The 21,541-nt window shown below is 73.4% G+C and carries 22 protein-coding genes; 17 read left to right on the forward strand and 5 right to left on the reverse strand.

Annotated elements, in window-relative coordinates:
• Positions 1–4: 4 nt before the first annotated feature.
• Positions 5–1,423 carry a cellulase family glycosylhydrolase gene (locus tag AB0I91_RS42990; protein WP_499642000.1) on the reverse strand — a complete coding sequence of 473 codons (1,419 nt, stop codon included), beginning with the start codon at positions 1,421–1,423 and terminating at the stop codon, positions 5–7.
• 248 nt (positions 1,424–1,671) lie between these two features.
• On the opposite strand from AB0I91_RS42990, the gene AB0I91_RS42995 reads away from it, so the two are divergent.
• Positions 1,672–2,832 carry an ROK family transcriptional regulator gene (locus tag AB0I91_RS42995; RefSeq protein WP_499642020.1) on the forward strand — a complete coding sequence of 387 codons (1,161 nt, stop codon included), beginning with the start codon at positions 1,672–1,674 and terminating at the stop codon, positions 2,830–2,832.
• On the opposite strand, the gene AB0I91_RS43000 is transcribed toward AB0I91_RS42995, so the two are convergent.
• Positions 2,829–3,614, reverse strand: coding sequence for an AfsR/SARP family transcriptional regulator (locus AB0I91_RS43000; RefSeq protein WP_499642003.1), 786 nt, complete (start codon positions 3,612–3,614; stop codon positions 2,829–2,831). The two genes, AB0I91_RS42995 and AB0I91_RS43000, sit on opposite strands and share 4 nt — an antisense overlap.
• A gap of 335 nt (positions 3,615–3,949) precedes the next feature.
• Here AB0I91_RS43000 and AB0I91_RS43005 point away from each other — a divergent pair, with 335 nt between their 5' ends.
• From AB0I91_RS43005 to AB0I91_RS43035, 7 genes are all read left to right on the forward strand, one after another.
• Positions 3,950–4,120 (forward strand): thiazolylpeptide-type bacteriocin, encoded by a 171-nt coding sequence (locus AB0I91_RS43005; protein ID WP_498786470.1) that lies wholly within the window; start codon positions 3,950–3,952, stop codon positions 4,118–4,120.
• A 63-nt stretch (positions 4,121–4,183) separates the two neighbouring features.
• On the forward strand, positions 4,184–6,598 hold the full coding sequence (locus AB0I91_RS43010; RefSeq protein ID WP_499642005.1) for a lantibiotic dehydratase: 2,415 nt from the start codon (positions 4,184–4,186) through the stop codon (positions 6,596–6,598).
• The gene (locus AB0I91_RS43015; RefSeq protein ID WP_499618619.1) at positions 6,595–7,671 is read left to right on the forward strand and encodes a lantibiotic dehydratase C-terminal domain-containing protein; all 1,077 of its coding nucleotides are present in this window, start codon (positions 6,595–6,597) and stop codon (positions 7,669–7,671) included. The genes AB0I91_RS43010 and AB0I91_RS43015 overlap by 4 nt, the downstream gene beginning before the upstream one ends.
• Entirely contained in the window at positions 7,668–9,251 is a 1,584-nt protein-coding gene (locus tag AB0I91_RS43020) for a hypothetical protein (protein WP_499642007.1), read from the forward strand. The genes AB0I91_RS43015 and AB0I91_RS43020 overlap by 4 nt, the downstream gene beginning before the upstream one ends.
• Positions 9,248–10,918 carry a TOMM precursor leader peptide-binding protein gene (locus tag AB0I91_RS43025; RefSeq protein WP_499642008.1) on the forward strand — a complete coding sequence of 557 codons (1,671 nt, stop codon included), beginning with the start codon at positions 9,248–9,250 and terminating at the stop codon, positions 10,916–10,918. The genes AB0I91_RS43020 and AB0I91_RS43025 overlap by 4 nt, the downstream gene beginning before the upstream one ends.
• Entirely contained in the window at positions 10,915–12,006 is a 1,092-nt protein-coding gene (locus AB0I91_RS43030; RefSeq protein WP_499642011.1) for a hypothetical protein, read from the forward strand. The genes AB0I91_RS43025 and AB0I91_RS43030 overlap by 4 nt, the downstream gene beginning before the upstream one ends.
• A complete protein-coding gene (locus AB0I91_RS43035) occupies positions 12,006–13,541 on the forward strand; it encodes a thiopeptide-type bacteriocin biosynthesis protein (RefSeq protein ID WP_499642013.1) in 1,536 nt (511 codons plus the stop codon). The genes AB0I91_RS43030 and AB0I91_RS43035 overlap by 1 nt, the downstream gene beginning before the upstream one ends.
• Here the strand turns inward: AB0I91_RS43035 and AB0I91_RS43040 are convergent.
• Positions 13,511–14,530 (reverse strand): ATP-grasp domain-containing protein, encoded by a 1,020-nt coding sequence (locus tag AB0I91_RS43040; RefSeq protein WP_499642015.1) that lies wholly within the window; start codon positions 14,528–14,530, stop codon positions 13,511–13,513. The genes AB0I91_RS43035 and AB0I91_RS43040 overlap by 31 nt on opposite strands.
• A gap of 193 nt (positions 14,531–14,723) precedes the next feature.
• Between AB0I91_RS43040 and AB0I91_RS43045 the strand changes: the two genes are divergently transcribed.
• From AB0I91_RS43045 to AB0I91_RS43075, 7 genes are all read left to right on the forward strand, one after another.
• Entirely contained in the window at positions 14,724–15,242 is a 519-nt protein-coding gene (locus tag AB0I91_RS43045; RefSeq protein WP_499642017.1) for a hypothetical protein, read from the forward strand.
• A 93-nt stretch (positions 15,243–15,335) separates the two neighbouring features.
• On the forward strand, positions 15,336–15,767 hold the full coding sequence (locus tag AB0I91_RS43050) for an SRPBCC domain-containing protein (RefSeq protein ID WP_498786488.1): 432 nt from the start codon (positions 15,336–15,338) through the stop codon (positions 15,765–15,767).
• A 5-nt stretch (positions 15,768–15,772) separates the two neighbouring features.
• Complete coding sequence (locus AB0I91_RS43055) at positions 15,773–16,114, forward strand: metalloregulator ArsR/SmtB family transcription factor (RefSeq protein ID WP_498786490.1); 342 nt, start codon at positions 15,773–15,775, stop codon at positions 16,112–16,114.
• Between the two features lie 72 nt (positions 16,115–16,186).
• Positions 16,187–16,888 carry a DUF899 domain-containing protein gene (locus AB0I91_RS43060; RefSeq protein ID WP_498786492.1) on the forward strand — a complete coding sequence of 234 codons (702 nt, stop codon included), beginning with the start codon at positions 16,187–16,189 and terminating at the stop codon, positions 16,886–16,888.
• 267 nt (positions 16,889–17,155) lie between these two features.
• Complete coding sequence (locus AB0I91_RS43065; RefSeq protein WP_498786494.1) at positions 17,156–17,602, forward strand: FAS1-like dehydratase domain-containing protein; 447 nt, start codon at positions 17,156–17,158, stop codon at positions 17,600–17,602.
• Complete coding sequence (locus AB0I91_RS43070) at positions 17,599–18,000, forward strand: MaoC family dehydratase (protein WP_499618635.1); 402 nt, start codon at positions 17,599–17,601, stop codon at positions 17,998–18,000. Before AB0I91_RS43065 ends, AB0I91_RS43070 begins: the two co-directional genes overlap by 4 nt.
• A gap of 55 nt (positions 18,001–18,055) precedes the next feature.
• Positions 18,056–18,757, forward strand: coding sequence for an SDR family oxidoreductase (locus AB0I91_RS43075; RefSeq protein ID WP_499618636.1), 702 nt, complete (start codon positions 18,056–18,058; stop codon positions 18,755–18,757).
• Between the two features lie 105 nt (positions 18,758–18,862).
• On the opposite strand, the gene AB0I91_RS43080 is transcribed toward AB0I91_RS43075, so the two are convergent.
• Complete coding sequence (locus tag AB0I91_RS43080; protein WP_498786500.1) at positions 18,863–19,510, reverse strand: response regulator; 648 nt, start codon at positions 19,508–19,510, stop codon at positions 18,863–18,865.
• Positions 19,507–20,706 (reverse strand): sensor histidine kinase, encoded by a 1,200-nt coding sequence (locus tag AB0I91_RS43085; protein WP_498786502.1) that lies wholly within the window; start codon positions 20,704–20,706, stop codon positions 19,507–19,509. Before AB0I91_RS43085 ends, AB0I91_RS43080 begins: the two co-directional genes overlap by 4 nt.
• Positions 20,707–20,872: 166 nt before the next feature.
• On the opposite strand from AB0I91_RS43085, the gene AB0I91_RS43090 reads away from it, so the two are divergent.
• Together AB0I91_RS43090 and AB0I91_RS43095 are read left to right on the forward strand one after the other, a co-directional pair.
• A complete protein-coding gene (locus AB0I91_RS43090; protein WP_499618640.1) occupies positions 20,873–21,187 on the forward strand; it encodes a hypothetical protein in 315 nt (104 codons plus the stop codon).
• 30 nt (positions 21,188–21,217) lie between these two features.
• On the forward strand, positions 21,218–21,427 hold the full coding sequence (locus AB0I91_RS43095; protein WP_498786506.1) for a hypothetical protein: 210 nt from the start codon (positions 21,218–21,220) through the stop codon (positions 21,425–21,427).
• The last annotated feature ends 114 nt before the right edge of the window (positions 21,428–21,541 follow it).

The following is a 21,541-nucleotide window of genomic DNA, read 5'->3' on the forward strand; positions in this document are numbered from 1 at the left end:
TCCTCTACCGCGCGGTGCGCGACGACGCCGACCTCCGCTTCGCCACCATCGTCACCGCGATCGAGCAGCACCCGGGCGGTGTCGGGGTGACCCTCGCGGTGCAGGACGCCGTCGGCGCGCTGTTCGCGCCGCCCGACGAGGCCGTGAACCCGAACGAGGCGCTCGCGCCCGCGCCGAGGCTGCCGTTGTAGCTCGCGTTGCGGGCCGTCACGGTCGACCCGCTGCTGGTCACCGCGGCGTTCCAGGCGTTGGTGACCCTCTGCCCGTCGGCGAACGTCCAGGTGACGGTCCAGCCCTTGATCGCCGACGTGCCCGCCGTGACCCGGACCTCGCCCTGGAAGCCGCCCGGCCACTGGTTGGTGACCGTGTACGTGGCGGTGCAGGCGAGCCCGCCACCCGGCGTAGTAGTAGTGGTCGCGGTGGTCTTCGTCGTGGTGGTCGTGGTGGTGCCGCCGAAGATCGACGCTTCCTTCGCCGTGGCCTTGATCCCGTTGGCCCCGTTGAAGATGCGCTGACCCCACGTGGTGAGGCGAGCCGGGTCGAAGTCGGTGGCCATGTCCAGGATCGGGTCGCTGTTGCCGCTCCACGACCAGGCCAGGTAGCCGAGGCCCCGCTTCTGCGACTCGCTCAGGATCGTCTCGTGGTCGACCTCGTTCGCGGCGAACCTCCACCCGAACTCGCCGATGACCAGCGGCCACCCGTTGGCCTGGAAGCGGTCGAGGTAGTCGGTGATGGCGGAGGCGGTGTTGAACACCGAGTACATGTGGATGGACAGCACGGTGTTGCGCGCGCTGTCGGCGTCGAGGACCTTCTGGGCGTTGTCCCGCATCACGTACTGCCAGTCCTGGCCCCAGTTCGGCCCGTCGACCATGAGCAGGTGCCGGAAGCCGTTGGCGCGCAGCTTCTTGATCGCGGCGGTGGTCGCGTCGGTCCACTGCGCGGCGTCGACGTTGCCGATCGGCTCGTTGCCGATGTTGATGACGACGTAGTCCTCCTGGCCGACCAGGTTGTCCTTCTGGCTGATCCAGTAGTTCGCCGCCTCGTCCAGCGACGCCGCCGCGGCTTCCTCGCCGTAACCGGTGGTGTCGTGCACCTCCAGCACGCAGATCATCCGGTTCCGCTTGCACAGGTCGATGACGGCCGCCGTGTCCGTCGACGGACCCCACCGCTTGCCGGTGCCCAGCACGACCCGGACCGTGTTGGCGCCCAACGCCTTCACGTCGGCGAACGAGCTCGTCCGACCGGTGTACCAGACGTGCGGGTGGTTGACGCCGCGCATCACGAACGGCTGCCCGTTGGCCTCGACGATCTTCGTGCCGCTGACGTGCAGGCCGACCGCGGCCTGGGCCTGCGGCAACACCGTCAGCCCGACGCCCGCGACGACCAGCAGCGCGGCTGCGATCAGGGCGATTCTGCTTCTCATGGCTCCTCGACACCTCATTGAGTCGACGTTCCCGCGCTCCAACGCCTCTGGGAGCGCTCCCAGGAAAGCTCTCGCTCAGTGACGCCCAATGGGCCACGCCATTAGTTTCTGAGCGGAACTTATGCCACCAAGCTACGGTCAACGCGGTCGAGACGTCAAGATCCGGCCAGCGCAACATTGCGGTGGGTAATCATCCGATGGTTCGACGACTGGGAGCGATCCCAGAACGCCGCTATGTTCGAGCGGTGATGTCCGACGCCGCCACCCGCTCCGTCACCTCCTCCTGGCCGAAGCTGCCCGAGGTGACGCGCGACGTCCTGCTGGAGGTGCTGATCCACGGGCCGCTGTCGCGGGCCGAGATCGCCGACCGGCTGCGCCTGTCCCGGCCGACCCTCACCCGGGTCACCAGGTCGTTGGTGGCGAAGGGACTGCTGGTCGAGGGCGACACGAGACCGCGCGCCTCGGCCGGCCGCCCGTCGGAGATGCTGCACGTGCGCGGCGCGGCCCACCGGTTCCTCGGCGTGAAGCTGACCGCCGAACGGCTCTTCGCCACGGTCACCGACCTGACCGCCACCCCCGTCGCCACGGCCGAGGAGCCGTTGCGCTCGTGCGGCCCGGACGAGGTGGTCGCCCAGATCGCCGCCGTCGCGCGCCGGTTCCCGGGCATCACCGGCATCGGCGTCACCCTGGGCGGGATCGTGCTCGACGGCCTGGTGGCCCGCGACGAGTTCCTGCGCTGGACCGACGTCCCGCTCAAGGCGGCGGTGTCCGCCGCGACCCGCGTGCCCACCGCGGTGGACAACGACGTGCAGGCGCTCACCGCCGCCCAGCACTGGTTCGGCCCCGGCGCGGGGCTGCGGTCGCTGGCGGTGATCACCGTCGGCGCGGGCGTGGGCACCGGGCTGATCGTGGACGGCAGGCTGGTGGCCGGGTCGCACGGCCTGCCGCCCCACTTCAGCCACACCCTGGTCGACGCGCGCGGCCCCCAGTGCGGCTGCGGCCGGCGCGGCTGCATCTCCAGCTACCTGCTCACGCACGTGATCCTGCGGCGACTGACCGACAACCCCGCCTACGACGAGGCCCTCGACCGGGTCCGCGCCGGCGACCCGCAGGCCCGGCAGGTGTTCGACGAGGCGGGCTACGCGCTCGGCGTGCTCATCGGCACCGTCGCCAACGTCATCGACCCGCAGAAGGTGCTGCTCACCGGCGAAGGGCTGCCGCTGTACGAGGTGTCGTCCCCGCTGGTGCACGACGGCATCGAGGACACCTACGAGGACGACCCGGACCTGATCGAGCTGGACGTGCGGCCGTTCGACTTCACCGAGTGGGCCCGGTCCGGCGCCGCGCTCGCCATCAAGGAGACGATCACCGGCGCCATCACCGCGCGGCCCGGGGGCACCCGGCGCTAGGCGTTGCTCAGCAACCCCTCGAACACCGCACGCGCCTCACGGCCGGGCCGGATGCCCAGGTCCGCGTCCAGCACCCGGCACAGCCGGCGGTAGGTGTCGATCGCGCCCACGCGGTCGCCCAGGTGCGCCAACGCGCGCATCAGCAGTACCTGCAACGATTCCCGGGTGGGGTGGGCGGACGCGTGCGGCGCCAGGAGGTCGACCGCCTCCTCCCACGCGCCGAGCGCGACCTTGGCGGTCGCCAGGTGTTCCACGGCCGCGATCCGGCGTTCCCGCCACAACGCCGCCACCGCCGTGGCCGGACCGGACGGCACCAGCCCGACGAGGCCGTCGACCGGCCACCCCGACAGCGCGGCGGTCAGCGAGGTGACGGCGCCGTGCGGATCGCCCCGCCGCAGGCAGTCCACGCCGCAGCGGAGCAGCCCGCCCGCGCTGAGCACGTCCACCGCCTCGGGTGGCACGTCCAGCCGGTAGCCGTGGCCGACGTGGACCAGCAGGCGCGAGAAGCCCGCGTTCGCGGCGTCCAGGCAGCGGCGCAGCCGCGAGGCGTACAGCTGGAGGTTCTTGAGCGCGCTGCGCGGCGGCTCCCACTCCCACAAGTAGTCCATCAGGCGTTCGGTCGACACGGCCGAACCCGCGTCCAACGCCAACGCGGCCAACAACGTCCGCGACTTCACCCCTCCGGGCACCACCCCGGTCTTCTCCGGCCCGCTCACCGCGGGCCCGGCTAACAGCCTGATGCCGATCTCCTGCTGCACGAGCGACGTCGAACAGGTCGACACCCCGGATCTCCCCACGTCGAACCCCTATCAGTCACCGCACACGGTAGGTCGTGGCGGCGGGTGGGCGGCGGGGAGCCACCCGGCGGAACCCATCGGTCCCCGCAGCGCATACCGGACGTATACCGGCAGGTGAAAGCGTGCGGCTCGGCGCCCGCACCGCGGAGAGGCACCCGATGACCCCGCAGGATCCCGATTCGGAGTACCGCAACGCCACGCGCGCGGTGCTCCGGTCGCCGCGACGGGGCCGGGGACCATTCCCGGGCGGGTCGACCGGCACCACCGACGCGGCGCGCCGACCGGCGCCCACCGCACCTCCCCCAGAAAGGACGTGACCGATGGACCTCACCTTCGACGACTCGGAACTCGACCTCGGCGACCTGGCCGTGACCGCGATGCGCGACGCCGTCGCGCTGCCGGAGACCGGCGCCTCGGCGGCGGCGTGCTCGTGCAGCAGCACCTCGTGCTGCTGCTGCCAGCAGCCGCAGCTGCCGACGACGCTGGGCTGAGTCGAGCCGGAGCCGGGGGCGTCCGCGCGCGGGCGCTCCCGGCCCACACACGGGGAGCACCGGATGGCCAGTGACCGCACCACCACCGAACTCGCGCCGTACGCGCTGGTCCGGGTGGCCGCGCTGCCGCACCCCCGGCCGGTCGGATCGAAGTTCCGGGCGAGCCTGGACGCGGTCGTCGCGGCCGAGACCCGGATCGCCGCGCTGGCGCCGGACCTCGCCGACGCGCTGCACGACAGCGCGGACGGCCACTCCCCCGCGTTCCACCGAGCGGTCGTGCTGCCGCTGCGCCGCGACGTGCACAACGGCCGCGTCCCGCGCCCGGCGGCGTGGGGCACCTTGCCCGCACGGGTCCCGCTGCTGGCGCAGTGGCTGGCGGCCCACGAGGAGCTGGCACGGGCGGTGGACGCGGCGCTGGCGGCGTGGCCGCACGACCTGGCCGCGTCACGCGAGTGGCTCGCGGACGTGTGCGCGACCGACGCGCTGCGCCGGGCGAGCGTGCTGACCGGACCGGACCTGTTGCACGGCCTGGACCGCACCGCGCGCGGCCGGGGCGAGCCCGATCGCAAGGCGCGCAAGGCGGAACCGACCGTGCTGCGGTACGCGTTGCGGGCGACGTCCAAGACCAGTCCCCTGTCCTGGTACACGCACGTCGGCTGGGGCGTGTGGGGCGAAGGGCCGTGGCCGGCGGCGGAGCCGGTGTCGCACCCGGCCGTGCACCGCCTGCTCGTGACGAGGTTGGTCGACGCGCTGGGACCGGGGCTGCCGCACCGGCTCGCGCCCGCGTTGCGGGAGCGCGACGGACGCCTGGTGTTCCGCCGGGACGTCCCCGTCGAGGGCGTCGGGCGTGCGGCGGTGGTCCTCGAGGAGGAAGTGGACGTCGCGGCGACCCGACCGCTGCGGTTCGTGGTCGAGGTGGTGCGGGAGGCGGGTCCGGACGGGCTGCCGACGGACCGGATCGCGGCGGCCTTGGCGGCGAAGCTGACCGGGCCGGACGCGGACCGCACGGCACGCGGGTTCGTGGCCAAGACCCTGGACCTCGGGCTGCTGGTGCCGGTCTCCCCGATCCACCCGCAGGACCCCGACGCGGTGGGCTCGCTGGCCTCCCGGCTGGCGCCGACCGACGGCGACACCGCCCGCCGGCTGACCGCGCTGGCCACGGCCACCGCCGCGTTCGCCGCCGCCGGACCGCCGGACCGCGCGGCCGTGCTCGCGGACCTCACGGCCGGCTGGCGCGAGCTCGGCGAACGGGTCGGCGCGGACCTGACCGGCGTGACGCCGGTGGTCGAGGACGTGGTGCTGCCCGAACCGGTGCCCGTGCCGCCGGGCGCGGCGCCCGCGTTGACCCGGCTGACGCCGCTGCTGGTGGCGTTCGACCAGCACGTGCTGCTGCGCCGGCTGATCCGGACCAGGTTCGTGGAGCGGTTCGGGGAGGGTGGCGTCGCGACCCTCGCCGACTGCTCCGGGCCGCTGTCGCAGGCGTGGCAGGAGTCCATGGACACCGACGCCCTGGACGACCCGGACGTGCGCGCGGTCGTCGAGACCCGCGACAAGCTGGCCGGTCAGGTGCACGGCGGCGTGGTCACCGACGACGTGCTGGCCTCCGCCGCGGACCTGCTGCCCGCGTGGGCGACCCGGCGCACCGGCTCGTACGGCTTCTTCGCCCAGCCGACCCACGACGGCCGGCTCGTCGTCAACCACGTCTACGCCGGGTTCGGCAAGTTCACCAGCCGCTTCCTCGACCTGCTGCCCGGCGCGCGCGACGCGGTGACCCGCCAGGTGCGCCGCCACACCACCGATCCCGTGCAGTTCCGGCCGGTGCAGGGCTTCAACGCCAACCTGCACCCGTTGCTCGGCGCGCGCGAGGTCGGCGAGGACGCCCGGTGGGCCGACCTCGCGGCGGACGAGCTGGACGTGCGGCACGACCCCGTGACCGACGAGGTGCGGCTGACGCACCGCGGCGTCCCGCTGGACGTGCTGTACCTGGGTTTCCTGATCCCGCTGGCGCTGCCGGACCGGCAGGTGCCGCTGTACTCCGACCTCGCCTGCGGGTGGGTCGACCTCGACGGGCTGCGTGCCGCCACCACCGACGGCGGGGTGACCGCCCGGGGTCGCCTGACCTACGGGGACGTCGTGCTGGCGCGCCGTTCCTGGGACTTCGCCGTGCCGCCGTCCATCGGCGCGGAGGAACGGGCGGCGCTGGACGTGGCCCGGTTGCGCGCCCGGCACGGGCTGCCGGAGCACGTCTTCGTCGGACCGGACCGGGCGCCGGTGTCGGCCGACGCCTACCGGCACGCGCTCACGGCGGGCAAACCGCAGTACGCCGACCTGGGAGACCCGCTGCACCTGCGCTGCCTGCCGCGCCTGCTGGCGCGGTTCCCGGACGGCGTGCGGCTGGCCGAGGCGCTGCCCGTGCCCGGCGCCGGTGGCGGCCGGGTGGTCGAACTGATCGCGGAAACGTACTGGAGGGCCTCGTGACCGACGTCGTCTGCTACTACCACGACCCGGTGAAGGCGCCGTTGCTCCGCGAGGCCGTCCTGCCCGCGCTCGCCGAGGCGGAGCGCTCCGGCGCGACCGGGCACGTGGAGCGGCACTGGTTGCACGGGCCGCACGTGCGGGTGCGGTTGGACGGGCCGGACGAGGCGGCCGAAGCGGTCGCGTCACGGCTGCGCGCGCACCTCGCCGCTCATCCGTCCACTGTGGAGACTGATCACTCCGCACTGCTCGCGCAGGCCCGGCAGAACGGGATCGCCGAGCTCGTGCCGCCGCCGTACGAGCCGATCCACCCGGACAACACCGTGGTCGTCGAGCCGACGGACCTCACGGCCCTGCGGCGACTGCTGCTCTCCGACGTGCTGGTCGACCTGCGCACCCGGTGCCTTCGGCTGGGCGTGCCCGCGATCCGGGACGCGGTGGCCGTGGACGGCACGAGCCGGTCGCGCGTGCTGCTGGCCGTGGTGGCGATGACGGCGCACGCGAGCCGGTTCCCGGCCGGCCTGGTCAACGGCTACCACTCGTTCCTGTCGCACCTGGAGAGCTTCCTGCTGCACGGCGATCCCGACGGCGTGCTGCGCGGTCGGTTCGACGGGGTGTGGGAGCGCAACGCCGAGCAGGTGGTGGAGACCGTGCGCGGGGTGGCCGGTGGCTCGGTCGCGACGCCGTGGGTGACGTGGACGGACGGCGCGCGTGCGTTGGTCGAGGAGGTGTTCGACCGCGGCGAACTGCCCACCGCGTACTCGGCGCACCTCGGCGAACGCGCGGTGGAGATGGGCGAGGACGAGGCGATCCGGCGCTGGCACCGCGACCACACCGACCGGATCAGCGACTACCACGACCGGTTGCGGGAGGTCGACTTCGACCACCCCGACTACCAGCGGCCGGTGACCGTCTACCGCTTCGGGACCAACATGCTCTACCAACTGCTGGCCGTGTGCGACGTGACGCCCGTCGAGCGCTACCTGGCGGCGAGCCTGGTCGTGCGGGCGGTGCAGCGGATCACCGGGATCGACTGGTCGGAGCACGTGGCGCAGATGACGAAGGTGGTCCGATGAGCGGGATCCTGCTGCGGCTGCGGCCGATCGTGCACGCGACGCCGACGGAGACCGGCCTGCACGTGCGGGGGTGGCGGTCCAGCTTCTCCCTGGACGGCGGCAAGGGTTTGTGGACGATCTGGGAGCGCCTGGCCGGTCCGCTGGCCGAGGGCGTGCCGCCGGGGGCGTTGGCCGTGCCGGAGAACGCGCCGCCGGCCGTCGCACGGGCGTTGGAGCTGCTCATCGGGCAGTTGCACGAGCACGACATGCTGGTGGAGGTGCCTGCCCAGTGGGGTCGGGACGCGCCGCCCGAGGACATCGCGAGCTGGCTGGAATCCGTCGCGCCGGCGCCGGTCGAGGCGTGGCGACGGCTCCGGTCGGCGACGGTCGTGGTGACCGGTGAGGGCGTGTTGGCCGCTCACGCGCACCGCGCGCTGGTCGCCGCGGGGGTGGACGTGTCGCCCGTCCGGCCCGGCATCGGGTTGCTCCTGGTCGTCGGCCCGCACGCCGTCGCCGCCGGGTGTGCCGCCGACGTCGGCTTCGTGGTCGCGCCGGGTGCGGTCGCGGACGTCGAGGCCGACGCGGCGGCGGTGGCGGCGCGGTTGGCGGGCGGGCCGGGGACGCCGCCTGAGGTGTTGGCCGCGCTGGTCGGGTCGGCCGCGGCGCACCGGCTCGTGTGCGCGTTGGGCGGGCTGCCCGACCCGTCCACCGAGGTGGTCGACATGTGGAGCGACGTGCCGCCGACCGGGCCGCCGCACCAGGCCGTCCTGGTCGCGCGGGTCGACCCGCTGCACGCGGAGTACCACCCGTGGCTGTCCGCGGTCCGGCCGCGGGAGCCCAGCGGCGCGCTGGTGGAGGTCCTGGGTGATCGGGAGCTGGGGCCGGTGCCCACGCCGTTGCCGGGTGAGCTGCCGCAGTTGCCGGTGAAGCTGGCCGCGTCGGGTGACGCCATCGGTTTCGGCACGACCGAGCACGCCGCCCGGCTCGACGCCCTGCTGCGGGCCGCACGGGGGCTCGCGCCGGAGGGTGTGGTGCTCGGCGCGGATCGGGTGCACGCGCTCGGGTTGGCCCTGCGCACGGCCGTGCGGCCTCTCGTCGGCACACCGGTCGGCGAGGAGGAGTGGGCCGCCGACCCGACCGCCCGGCGTTGGTGGAAGGCCGTGACGCTCCGGTTCGCCCTGCCGGCCGAGGTCGAGGTGACCAGGCTCGGCCCGCGGGTGGTCCGCGCGGTGGTGCGGGTGGGCGGCGAGGAGCTGTCCTGGGCGGTCGAGGCGGACCCGGCGGACGCCGTCGCCTTCGCCGCGATGGCCGCCGCCGGGCGGGCACAGGCCAGGGCCGCCGCGACAACCACCGACGCCGCACCGGTCGGCGTCGCCGAACCCGTCGTGCTCTGCGGCGCGGTGCCGGTTGTCGAGCCCGACGGGGCCGCGGCGCCGTGGACGAACCGCGACTGGCACTGGCCGTACGGGCTCCGCGACGGCGAGGAGGCGTTCCAGGAGGACCTGAGGGCGCTCGCGGCGGACGTCAAGCCGGTCCCCCTCGGACCCGTGCTGGAGGCAGCGGGGTTGGTGGGGTTCGCGGTGACGGGGGCCGGGCGGTGACGGTGCGGGTGGTGGAGTTGGCCGACTACGCGATCGGCGACCTGGACGGCGTCGGCGCGGGCGGTCCGGTGTTGCCGGTGCGGTTCGACGGGGCGTTGGTGCTCATCGGCCCCGTGTCGGACGGCGTGTGCGTGAGCTGTGCCGAGGACGCGCGACTGGCCACGTTGGGCGCGTCCGTGCCGCGCGGTGATCGGCGGATGCGGTTGGGTGGCTTGGCGTCCTCGACGTTGCGGCCGTTGATCGAGGTGCTCGTCGAGCGCGTGCTGGCCGATCCGGACGCCCACCGCGACAAGGTGCTGGCGTTGCGGACCGATCTGGCGACGGTCGGCGAGCACCGGGTCCGGCCCCGGCCCGGCGGCTGCGCGACGTGCGGCCCGGTGCCCGAGGACGCGCCGGAGGCGGTGGTGCGCGAGCCGATCCCGGTGGCGCCGGGCACGTTGCGGGGGCCGAACCCGCTCACCGGGGGCGACGCGCTGCGGCGCGAGCTGTTCGACCTCCGGCACGGTCCGGTCGGCGGGATGCACCGCATCGGCGACCTGACCGTGGCCGCGGTCAGCGCCGAGCTGGGCGGCGGCCAGGCCGGGTTCGGCCGCACCGCCGACTACGCCGAGGCCGAAAGGGTCGCGCTGTACGAAGCGGTCGAACGGCACGCGGGCCTCCGGCCCCGGCGCGTCACCACGGTCGTGGAGGCGTCGTTCGTCGAGCTGGGCGAGCGCGCGCTCGACCCGACCCGGCTCGGCCTGCCCGACCACGAGTCGCCGCACGTCGTGCCGTACCACCCGGACGTGCGGACCCGCTGGGTGCACGGCTGGTCGTACACCCGCGGCCGGCCGGTCGCGGTGCCCGAGCACGTGGCCTACTGGGGTCACGGCGACGGCGCGCGGTTCGTGGACGAGACGTCCAACGGGTGCGGCACCGGCAACAGCCTCACCGAAGCGGTGCTGTACGGGTTGTTCGAGGTCGCCGAACGGGACGCGTTCCTGATGGCCTGGTACCAGCGGACGCCGTTGCGGAGCCTGCGCGTGCGCGACGACGTCACCGCGCACATCGCGGACCGGCTGGAACAGCTCGGCTACCAGTTGGAGCTCTACGACGCCACCAACGACCTGGGCGTGCCGTCGGTGCTGTCGCTGGCGCGTTCCCCCCGGCAGCCGCACGCGTTCTTCGCCGCGGGGGCCGGGCTCGACCCGGACGCGGCGATGCGGTCGGCGGCGGCCGAGGTGGCGATGGACGTCGAGGCGGGCGCGAAGCGCTACCGCGTCGAGCCCGGCGACTACGACGTGGACCGGCTGCGGAGCCTGCTGCGCGAACCGCGGCTGATCCGGACCATGGACGACCACGTCAACGTCAACGGCCTGACCGAAGCCGCCGAGCGGTACGACTTCCTGACGCCCGGCCCGGAGGTCGACCTGGAGGTGCCGGACGTGCCGCGGGACGACCTGGACGCCTTGCTGGAGCACTACGTGCGCGAGTGGGCGGCCTTGGACCTGGAGGTGATCGCGGTCGACCAGAGCGACCCGGTGGTGCGCGACCGGCTCGGCCTGCACTCGGCGAAGGTGATCGTGCCCGGCGCCGTGCCGATGACGTTCGGCGAGCTGAACCGGCGCACGCACGGCCTGCCGCGACTGCGCCTCGCCGGTACCCCGCTACCCCACCCGTTCCCGTGAACGCCGACGCGCTGCTCGCCGCGTACGCCCACGGGCCGGGGCGGGTGGTCGAGCCCGGGGCATCGCCGCGCACGGCCGCGCCGGGGGGACCGCGCGTGCCGCTGACGGCGGTGCGGGGACGCTTCGGCCCGGCGTTGGCGCGCCTGCTGGCCGACGTGGCGACACCGCTGCGCTGGGAGCCGTGGAACCAGTACAACGACCACCGGGCGTACCCGTCGGCACGGGCCGCGGCCACCGTCGACCTGGTGCTGGACGGGCGGTGGACGCTCGACCCGGTGCGGCGGGCGCTGGTCGGCGACGGGACGCCGGTGGTCGACGGGCCGGTGCGGGTCGAGCTGGTCCGCCGGCGCGACCGCCTCTCCCCCGGCTACCGCGACTTCGGCGACGTGCTCACGGAGTTGGAGGTGGGGCACGTCGCGGCGGCGCTGGTCGAGCACGCGGCACGGCTCGGCCTGGTGGCTCGGGTCTCGGGGCTGACGGTCACGCTGACGTTCGACGGGGTGCCGGAGCCCGCTCCGGTGCCGCTTCGCAGTTCGGGGGTGGGCCCGCGCGGCATCGCGGCCGATCCCCGGCCGTTGCCCGAGAGCGTGCTGCGGGCGGTCGTCGAAGTGCTCGACGACCCGCCTGCCGGGTCGCCCGTGCGGAACGACCTGCGGCACCGGCTGGCCGTGCGCAACGTCGAGGGCGTCGCCGACGGCTGGTACGCCGTGGACGGCGGGCTGCGGCTGGTGTCGCCCGGACCGGCGGTGGCCGGGTTGCGGCCGGTGTTCGGGCACCCGCCCGGGACGATCCACGTCGCCTCGATGAACCTCGCGCTGGTGACGACCGGCGACCCGGCCGCCGCGGTGGCCTCCGACGGCCCGGACGGCTACCGCGCCCTCCTGCGCGCGGCCGGCGCCATGGCGCAGCACGTGGGCACGGCCGCGGCGGCCTTCGGCGCGTTCTGCCGGCCGGCGCGCAGCACCGACGACGGCCCGTTGGAGGCCATGGTCGCCGCGCCCGCGTCGCACGCGCTGCTCTACCTGCTGCTCGTCGGGCGCTCGCGCGGCACCGGCTTCACCTACGACCTCACCCCGCTGGAGGCGTGATGACCTGGACCAGCCTGCACGTGCGGCTGTCGTGGTCGGTGCAGGACGTCGACGCGTTCATCACCGACGTGCTCGCGCCGGAGCTGGACGGGCACCGCGCGGCGGGACGGATCGCCGACTGGTTCTACGTGCGGTACTGGGAGGCGGGCCCGCACCTGCGCGTCCGCGCGCGTGACGCGACCGTCGACCTGGCGGACCGGTTGCGCTCGCTGGTGGCGGAGGCCGACCACCCGGTGGTGGTCTCGTCGCCCGACTGGCTGCCGCACGGCGACGTGCGGGAGACGCCGTACGAGCCGGAGGTCCAGCGGTACGGCGGGCCGGAGGCGCTGCCCGTGGCCGAGGACGTGTTCTGCCGCAGCACCGAGGTGGCGGTCGCCGTGCTGCGGTCGTCGGGGGTGAGGTTCACCGCGGCCGTGGAGCTGGTGATGGCCACCACGATCGCGCTGGGGCTGGACCGCGTGGAGGCGGCGTCGTGGCTGCGTTCCCTGGCGACGGGGTGGCGGCAGGCGCACGAGCCCGTCGCACCGCCCGGGGTGCGCTCCCACGTCGCCGCGCGGAAGCTGCACGAGGCGCGCGCGGCCCACCTCGCGGCCCGGTGGGACCGGCTCGGATCAGGCGCCACGGGCGCGGTGGCGTACTGGATGGACCGGGTGCGGGCGGCGGACCTGCCGCGCTACGCGTGGGCCTCGCAGCTGCACATGCTGTGCAACCGCCTCGGCGTCGACCCGGAGGAGGAGCGCACGGTCTGCCGGCTGGTGGCGATGACGGCCGAGGCCCCCGACGGGCCCACGCCGTTCCGCGAGGACGGTGCGACGGCGCCGGACCGCCGCTACCTGGCGGCCAGCAAGTTCCACTGGGGCGTGCCGGACCAGGGCGGGCTCGTGGTCGAGGACTCGCCGCCGACCACGCCACCGTGGTGGCCGGACGTGCCGCTGCCCGAGGTCGCGCCCGCGACCGGCGACCTGGCCGACGCGCTGCTGGTCCGGCGCACCGCCCGTGGCGCGGAGTTGTCCGGCTCGCTCGACGCCGAGCAGCTCGCGACCCTGCTGTGGACCGCGCAAGGCGCTCTCCCGGACGGGCGCCGGCCGTACCCGAGCGCGGGCGCGCGGCACAGCGCGCGGCTGCGGGTGGTGGCGTGGCAGGTCGCCGGGCTGGCGCCGGGGGTGTACGAAGTGGACGAGGTGCGGCGGACGCTGGTCCGCGTCTCGGCCGCGCCGCCGGTGGAAGACGTGCGGGCGAGCTCGATGTACTTCGGCGACGGCGAGACCCAGGTGGACCTGGCCACGACACCGGCGATCCTGGCGCTCTACACGCGGGTCGGCGCGTTGCGGCAGGTGTACGGCCTGCGGACGCTGCGGCTGGCGTTCACGGAGGCGGGGCACCTGGCGCAGAACCTCGCGCTGGTCGCCGCCTCGTCGGGGCTGTCGCTGGGCATGATCGGCGGCTTCTACGACGACATGGCGCACGACGTGCTGTGCCTGGACGGCGTGGACGACGCGCTGGTCTACCTGATGCCGCTGGCCGCCGTCGGCTGACCGGTGGTCCGGCTGATCGCGGCGGTGAGGACGCGGAGCAGTTCGTGCGGCAGCGACCGGCCCGCCGCCGTGAAGAGGTCCGGGTAGAGCGCGGGACCGGTGTTGACGTCCACGACGATCGGTTCGCCGTCGTGGCGGATGACGTCCAGGCCGAGCAGCGGCAGGCCGAAGGCCCGGTGCGCCCGCAGCGCCAGTGCGGCGTGCGCGGCGGGCACTTCCCGGTGTTCGACGGCGCCGCCGCCGCGTCCCGCGTCGTAGACCTTCCAGGCGAAGTCGTTCCACCGCACGTGGCGTTCGGGGGTCTTCCGGAAGCCGTACACCACCTCGTGCTCCGCGACGGTGACGCCCAGCCAGTCCTCCGGGTCGTTGGGGTAGAAGCGCTCGAGCGGGTAGCTGCGGGCCGGTCCCGACGACGGCACGCCGCGGACCCGCCCCTCGGTGGTCTCGGAGTCGATGTAGCCGACGACGTCCCTGAGCGTGGTGAAGTTGTCGACGAACAGCACTCCCCAGCCGAAGCAGCCACGCCGCGGCTTGAGGACGGCGTGGCCCCACTCCTCGATCACGGGCGCCGCCGCGTCCAGGTTGCGCTGACTGACCAGCACGTTGTCCGGGACGGGGACGCCGGCGCGGGCGAGCGCCAGGTACGACCAGTGCTTGTCGAACGCGACCGCGATCCGCTCGGGGTCGGGCACGACCGCGGTGTCGCGCTTCACCGTGAGCAACGCGTCGAGGTCGTAGCTGCCGGGCTTGCGCGCGAAGTCGGCGTACCAGAGGTACAGGTCCAGGTCGTTCAGGCACACGTCACCGCAGTGGACCCGGCCACGGCGGATGTAGGAGTCCCGGAAGTCCAGCCCGTGCACGAACTCCACACCGGGCAGTTCCGACAGCAGCCCCATCAGGGTCGCGTGGTCGTCGGGCGGGATGACCCCGCCGTTGCCGGGGCCGCCGTCGGCCGGGCGAGCAGGCAGGAACGTCCCCACCCGGACCATGGCGCCACCTCCGGCAGTGGGATGGCACGCCACCCGCCCGTCATGCGAACCCGGCCGCGATATCACCCGAAAGACTCGCGAACCGGCTCCTGCGCAGGGGGCATGATCACACGTTCGGTACACGGTTGGTAACGCAAAGCGAACGGTGGCCGATGACCACCGTGTCCGCCGTCGAGACATCGGGAGGTCCCGGATGAACGCGAGCAAGGCCGCCGTCGCCGTCTGCCTGGCCGCCGCGGCGACGTTGACCGGCGTGGCACCGACCGCGAACGCTGCCGTCGAACAGGCCTGCCTGATCAACGAAGTGGTGACCTTCAGCGAACCGGTGACCAACACGCCGAAGACGGTCACCGTCACCGTCGAGGGCCAGCTCTTCAACTGCGCCGACGCCTCCGCGACCACCGGTTCCTACACCGAGGTCGCCACGCTGCCGGACTACACCTGCACCGCGCTGTTCTACCAGGGCGCCGGCACGCGGACGTTCACGTGGACCGACCCGGCCGTCGCGCCGAGCACGTACTCCTACAACCGGACGTCCAGCCGGGTCGGCGCGAACATCGTCATCGTGCTGCTCGGCTCGATCACCTCCGGCGCGTTCGCCGCCCAACCGGCGAAGACGCAGCTGACCGCGCTGAACCCCGACCCCGTCAGCTGCGCCACCACCGGCGTCTCCCGGCTGTCCCTCGTCGGCGCCCTCACCGTGGGGCTCTGACCGCGACACCCGATCGGGACCTCCCATGGACGCAACCAACTGGTTGCGATAGAGTCGCAACCGAATGGTTGCTACTCACGAGAGGCGTCCGCCATGGGTTTTCCCGATCACATCGAGCGGGTCGTGGAGATCGCTCAGCCGCCGGCCAAGGTCTGGGCGGCGATCACCACGGCCGAAGGACTGGGCACGTGGTTCGGCAACGAGGCGACGATCGACCTGCGCCCGGGCGGCACCGCGCGGGTGACCTGGTCCGACGGGCCGACGGTCGAACTGCGGGTGGAACGGGTGGAGGAGCCGACCGTGTTCGCCTTCACGTGGCCGGTCTTCGGCATGCCCGCGGACGACCCGCGCCGCACCTACGTCGAGTTCACCCTGGAAGAGGTCGGCGCCGGCACGCGGCTCAAGGTCGTGGAGAGCGGGTTCGCGCAGCTGCCGGACGACGGCCACGGCAAGGGCCACGACGCGCACAGCGAGGGCTGGACGAGCGAGCTGGGAGAGCTGGTCGACTACCTCGAAGCCGCCTGACGCCGATGCCGCCCGACGTCGAAGCGGTCGCCGAACAGGTCTTCACCGCCCTGTCCGACCCGACCCGGCGCGCCATCCTCGCGGCGCTGGCCGCGGGCGGCCCGGCCACGGCCACGGACCTGGCCGATCGCCTGCCCGTCACCCGGCAGGCGATCGCGAAGCACCTCGCCCTGCTGACCGACGCGGGCCTGGTGCTGGCGGAGCCCGGCGAACGGCGCCGGGTGCGGTTCCGCCTGCGCTCAGCCCCGATGCGGGTGGCGCAGCAGTACCTGGCGGCGCTGGCACGCGACTGGGACGGACCGCTCGGCGCGCTGAAGGACCACCTCGACCGCGACCCCACCGGCTGACCCGGCCCCGGGCCGCCCACCCCGGCGGGCGGCCCGAGCACGTCAACCCGAAAGTGGAAGGTGGAGCTCACGATGAAGACCCGTCCGATCGTGTCCGCGTCGGCGTGGGAGCAAGCTCGCCAAGAGCTGCTGGTGAAGGAGAAGGAGCTGACCAGGGCACGCGACGCGATGGCCGCGGCCCGTCGGCGGATGCCGTGGTTCGAGGTGGAGAAGGAGTACGCCTTCGACACCCCGCGCGGCCGGAAGAGCCTGCTCGACCTGTTCGAGGGCCGCCGGCAGCTGATCGTCTACCGGGCGTTCTTCGAGCCCGGCGTGCACGGCTGGCCCGACCACGCGTGCCCCGGCTGCTCCCTGGTGACGGCCGACCAGATCGGGCACCTCTCCCACCTCAACGCCCGCGACACCACCCTCGTGCTCGCCTCGCGCGCGCCCCAGGCCGACATCCGGCGGTTGAAGGAGCGGATGGGCTGGCGGATGCCCTGGGTCACCATCCTCGACGAGTTCGATGTCGACTTCGGCGTCGACGAGTGGCACGGCACCAACGCGTTCATCCGCGACGGCGACCGCGTGTTCCGCACCTACTTCATCAACGAACGCGGCGACGAGGCGTTGGGCAGCACGTTCAGCTACCTGGACATGACCGCGCTCGGCAGGCAGGAGGACTGGGAGGACTCGCCCGAGGGCTACCCCCAGACCCCGCCGTACTCGTGGTGGAGGTGGCACGACGAGTACCCCGACGCGGACACCGACGACGGATCTCCCGCGACGGGCTGAACACCCGGCGGAACGATCCGGTGCGCGTGGACCGGGTCGTTCCGCGCCGTCCGTGCGGTGCGACCGGTGGTCGGCGGGTCGGTCGTTCATCGGCGCGGCCGGCGTGACGCCCGCCGGGCAGGTGCTGCCGACCATTCGTGCCACGGGTCGTCTGCGCGGACCGGTGAGAGCCCCGGAAAATACAGCGGAAATATAGATTTCGGTAAACCGTCGCGGTATTCGCGCGCGCCCTCGCGGTGCGGTGGCGCGCGCGGGTACGGTTCGCCGATGATTGATCCGGGGTTCGTCGGGAAACGGCTCGATCCCGTTGTGCTGCGGGTGCCGCGGGCGCGGGTCGTCGCATTCGCGAGGGCCATCGGCGAGGACGGCCCGGCGCACGTCGACATCGACGCGGCGCGCGCGGCCGGTCATCCCGACTTGGTGTTGCCGCCGACGATGCTGTTCGGGTTGGAACTCGAGGCGCGTGGCGAGAAGCTGTTGGTCGACATGGGGCTCGACCCGTTGCGCGTGCTGCACGCCGAGCAGTCGTTCACCTATCACGGGAACGCGCACGCCGGTGACGAGTTGCGGTTCGAGAGCGTGGTCGCCGACGTTTACCGGCGGATGGGCGGGCGGTTGGAGTTCATCGTGCAGGAGACGTCCGTGCACCGGGGTGGTGAACACCTGGTGGATTTGCGGCAGGTGCTCGTGATCGAGGAAAGGGAGACGGCATGAACGCGCCCGCGGTCGGTGACCGGCTGCCCGTGACCGAGGTGCCCGCGATCACCCGGGAGGGGCTTCGGGAATTCGCACTCGCGTCCGGCGACGACAATCCCGTGCACCTGGACGACGCCGCGGCGCGGCAGGGCGGGCTGGACGGGGTCGTGGCGCACGGGATGCTCGTGATGGCGCACCTGGGTCGGCTGGTCACGTCGTGGCCGGCGGCGGGCGCGCTGCGGTCGTTCAAGGCCCGGTTCACCGCGCCGACGCCGGTCGGCGCGCGGGTGACGTGCGGCGGGAAGGTCGCGTCGGTCGACGTGGCGGCCGGGATCGCGCGGGTCCAGGTGACGGCGACCCGGGGCGACGGCGTCACGGTCGCGCGCGGCGAGGCGGTCGTGGAGTTGGCGTCATGAGCGGGTCGGTCAGCACAGTGCTTCGCGTTCTCGCCACGTTCGGGGAGGTGTGCGCATGACGCGGTCGGTGCTGGTCGTGGGCGCGAGCCGGGGTATCGGCGAGGCGGTGGCGCGGGAGTTCCGGCGCGCGGGCGACCGGGTGGCGGGGACGCACCGCGGGTCGGGCGTGCCGGTCGAGGGCGTGTTCGGGGTAAAGCTGGACCTGGCCGACGCCGACCGGGTGGCCGACGCCGTCGCCGAGGTCACCGCGCACCAGGGCGCGCCGGAGGTGGTCGTGCTGAACGCGGGCGTGACCCGCGACGGGCTCCTCGCGCGGATGCCCGAGGAGCACTACCGGGAGATCATCGAGGTGACGCAGCTGGGCGCGTTCCGGGTGGTGCAGCGGGTGCTGCCCGCGATGGCGAAGGCGCGGGCGGGGTCGATCGTGCTGGTCTCGTCGGCGTCGGCGCGTGCCGGGTCGCCCGGTCAGGCGAACTACGCGGCGGCCAAGGCGGCGTTGGAGGGGTTCGCGCGGTCGGTGGCGCTGGAGTACGGGCGGCGTGGTGTGCGGGTCAACGTCGTCGCGCCCGGCCCGGTGGACACCGACATGGTCGCGGTGCTGACGGAAAAGCAGCGGCAGGCGCTGATCGACCAGGTGCCGCTGGGGCGGCTGGCGCGGCCGGAGGAGATCGCCGAGGTGGTGCGCTGGGTCGCGGGCTCGACGTACGTGACCGGTGCGACGATCCCCGTCACGGGCGGCGGCGCGCTCGGCTGGTAAGGCCCGGTGGAGGCCCTCACCCGGTCAGGGGCCTCACGGAGCCACACGGGGCCCGGCGAGGCCAGGTGAAGCCCGGCGCGGCAGGGCGAGGCGTGGTCCCCCGCGTCACACCAGGTCGTTCTCCTGGGCGTAGATCGCCGCCTGCACGCGCGAGCGCAGTTCCAGCTTCGTCAGGATGCGGGAGACGTGGGTCTTCGCCGTCGCGCCGCTGATGAACAGCTCGTGCGCGATCTGGGCGTTCGACAGACCGCGGCCGAGGCAGCGCAGGACGTCCAGCTCACGCTCGGTCAGCTGGTCGAGCCGGCTGTCGACGACCGGCTGGGTCTTCACCGGCGCCTCGGCGTAGGCCTTGATCAGCTTGCGGGTGATCTCCGGGCCGAGCACGTTCTCGCCCGCCGCGACCAGCCGCACCGCCTCCACCAGCCGCGGCGCGTCCACGGACTTCAGCAGGAAGCCCGCGGCGCCCGCGCGCAGCGCCGCGAACACGTACTCGTCCAGGTCGAACGTCGTCAGCACGAGCACCTGGGCCACGCTGTCGCCGTGCAGCGCCTTGGTCGCGGCGATGCCGTCCAGGCCGGGCATGCGGATGTCCATCAGCACCACGTCCGGCCGCAGCGCCCGCGCCTGGCTGATCGCGGTCGCGCCGTCACCCGCCTCGCCGACCACCTCGATGCCCTCCGCGTTGCCCAGGATCAGCACGAGGCCGGCGCGGATGGCCGCGTGGTCGTCCACCACCAGGACCCTGATGCTCACCGCTCCACCCCGGGCAGCGGCAGCACCGCGCGGACCTTCCACGCGCCGTCGGACGGCCCGGCGGTGAGCGAGCCGCCGACCGCCGCGGTGCGCTCCCGCATGTTCAGCAGTCCCGTGCCGAGCCCTCCGCCGTCACCGCCGTCGCGCAGCTCGTTGACCACTTCCAGCACCAGCTCGGTGTCGGTGCGGCGCAGTTCCAGGACGACGTTCGTGCGCGGTGCGTGCTTCATGGCGTTGGTCAGGGCCTCCTGCGCGATCCGGTACGCGGTCAGGTCGACCGCGGCGGGCAACGGCTCGGTGTCGTCGTACTCCACCCGCACGTCCAGCTTCATGCCGCCCGCCTGCGCCGACTCGATGAGCCGGGACAGCTGGGCCAGCCGCGCGGGCGCGGTCGGCTCGTCCGGGTCGGTGACGTCGGCGCGCAGCAGGTTGATCATGGCACGCATCTCGTCCAACGCGCTCACGCTGTTCTCGCGCACGGACTTGAGCACCACTCGCGTCATCGGGTCGTCGTCCTTCAACGACAGCGCGGCCTCGGCCTGGATGGCTATCGCGGACAGGTGCCCGGCGATCACGTCGTGCAGGTCACGGGCCATGTGCGCGCGTTCGGCGGCGACCGCGGCGGTCCGGTCCAGCTGGGCGATCTTGGCCAGCTGCCGGGCGTTCGCCCGCTCCACCTCGGCCATCCGCTGGTGCTGCCGGACGTTCGTCGCCCACCACACCGGGATCAGCAGGAACGGCAGCACGGCGAACGCGGCCAGCACCGTGGCGCGCCAGCCGGGCACCAGCAGCACGGTCGCGGTGATCGTGCTGATCGACGTCAGCACGGCGATCGGCACCATGTCGCGGCTGAGCCGGCGCGGGCCGTAGAGCGTGGCCGCGTAGAGCAGGTCGGCGTACACGACGAGGGTGGGCGTGCTGACGCCGATGACGCAGTCCACGAGCAGGAACGCCGTGCCCACCGCGAGGGCCGTGCCCGGCGCGAACCGGCGGAACGCCTCCACCACGCAGATGCCGCCGAACAACAGCACCCGCACCCACAGCGGAATGTTGTCGTCCAGCCGGAACAACGGGTACAGGCCGGTGGCGAACAACACCGAACCGACCAGCAACGAGCTGATCACGATGAGCGCGTCGTGCTGCCACTCCGGCAACTTCCGGAGCCCGGAGACGACGCGACTGAGTCCGGCCTGCACCGCGCGATCACAGCACACGCCACCGCGGCTCGCATCGGCCGAAGTGATGACCCGTGATCGCTCCGACCGCCGATGCCGCGGGCGCGTCCGCTTCGCGATGATGTTGTCACGGCAGGCGCACCGGCCGCCGACCACACCGGGAGGAGCGGATGTCACCATGAAAAGCGTGGCGGTAGCACTGGCGGTGGTGTCGGCTTTCGCGCTGAGCGGCTGCCAACCGTCCGCCGAACCGACTTCGACGGACAACACCGACGAAGGTCGCAAGACCTTGCTGTGCCACGTGGCGAGCGGGTGGGTGTCCGCGGGTCCCGACGGCAAGAGCGAATCGGCCAAGACATTGGCTTCGGTTATCGACGACATCGCCGGGAACATGGACGAGTCGTCGCAAACCGCCAAGGTGTTGACCGCGGCCCGGCAACTGCTGTCGGACAACGCCCAGGACATCTCCGAGGGCGCCGCGAAAATCAAGGAACTGTGCTGAGGGTGTGCCCGCGCCCGACAAGGAGGACAAGTGGCTGAGGGCAAGGTGAACGACGGTCGGTGGGCCCCGTGGTGGGTGTACGTCGTCCTGATCGTCGGGTCCAACCTGATCAAGCAGTACTTCATCGGCGGCAAGGTGTCCGACGTGGCCAACGTCGCGATCACGGTGGCGATGGTCGGCGCGCTGATCTTCGTCATCACGGCGGTGTACCGGTCGATGTTCGCCACCCGGCGGCGGTGACGTCGACCGGGACGGCGGCGGCCTCCCCTGGTCGCCGCGGGGGGGGGGGGGGGGGGGGCCCGCGGCCCCCCCCCCCCGGGCGCCCGCCCCCGGCGGGGGCCCCCCCCGCGGCGC

Source organism: Actinosynnema sp. NPDC049800, from assembly GCF_040656635.1.
Taxonomy (GTDB): Bacteria; Actinomycetota; Actinomycetes; order Mycobacteriales; family Pseudonocardiaceae; genus Actinosynnema.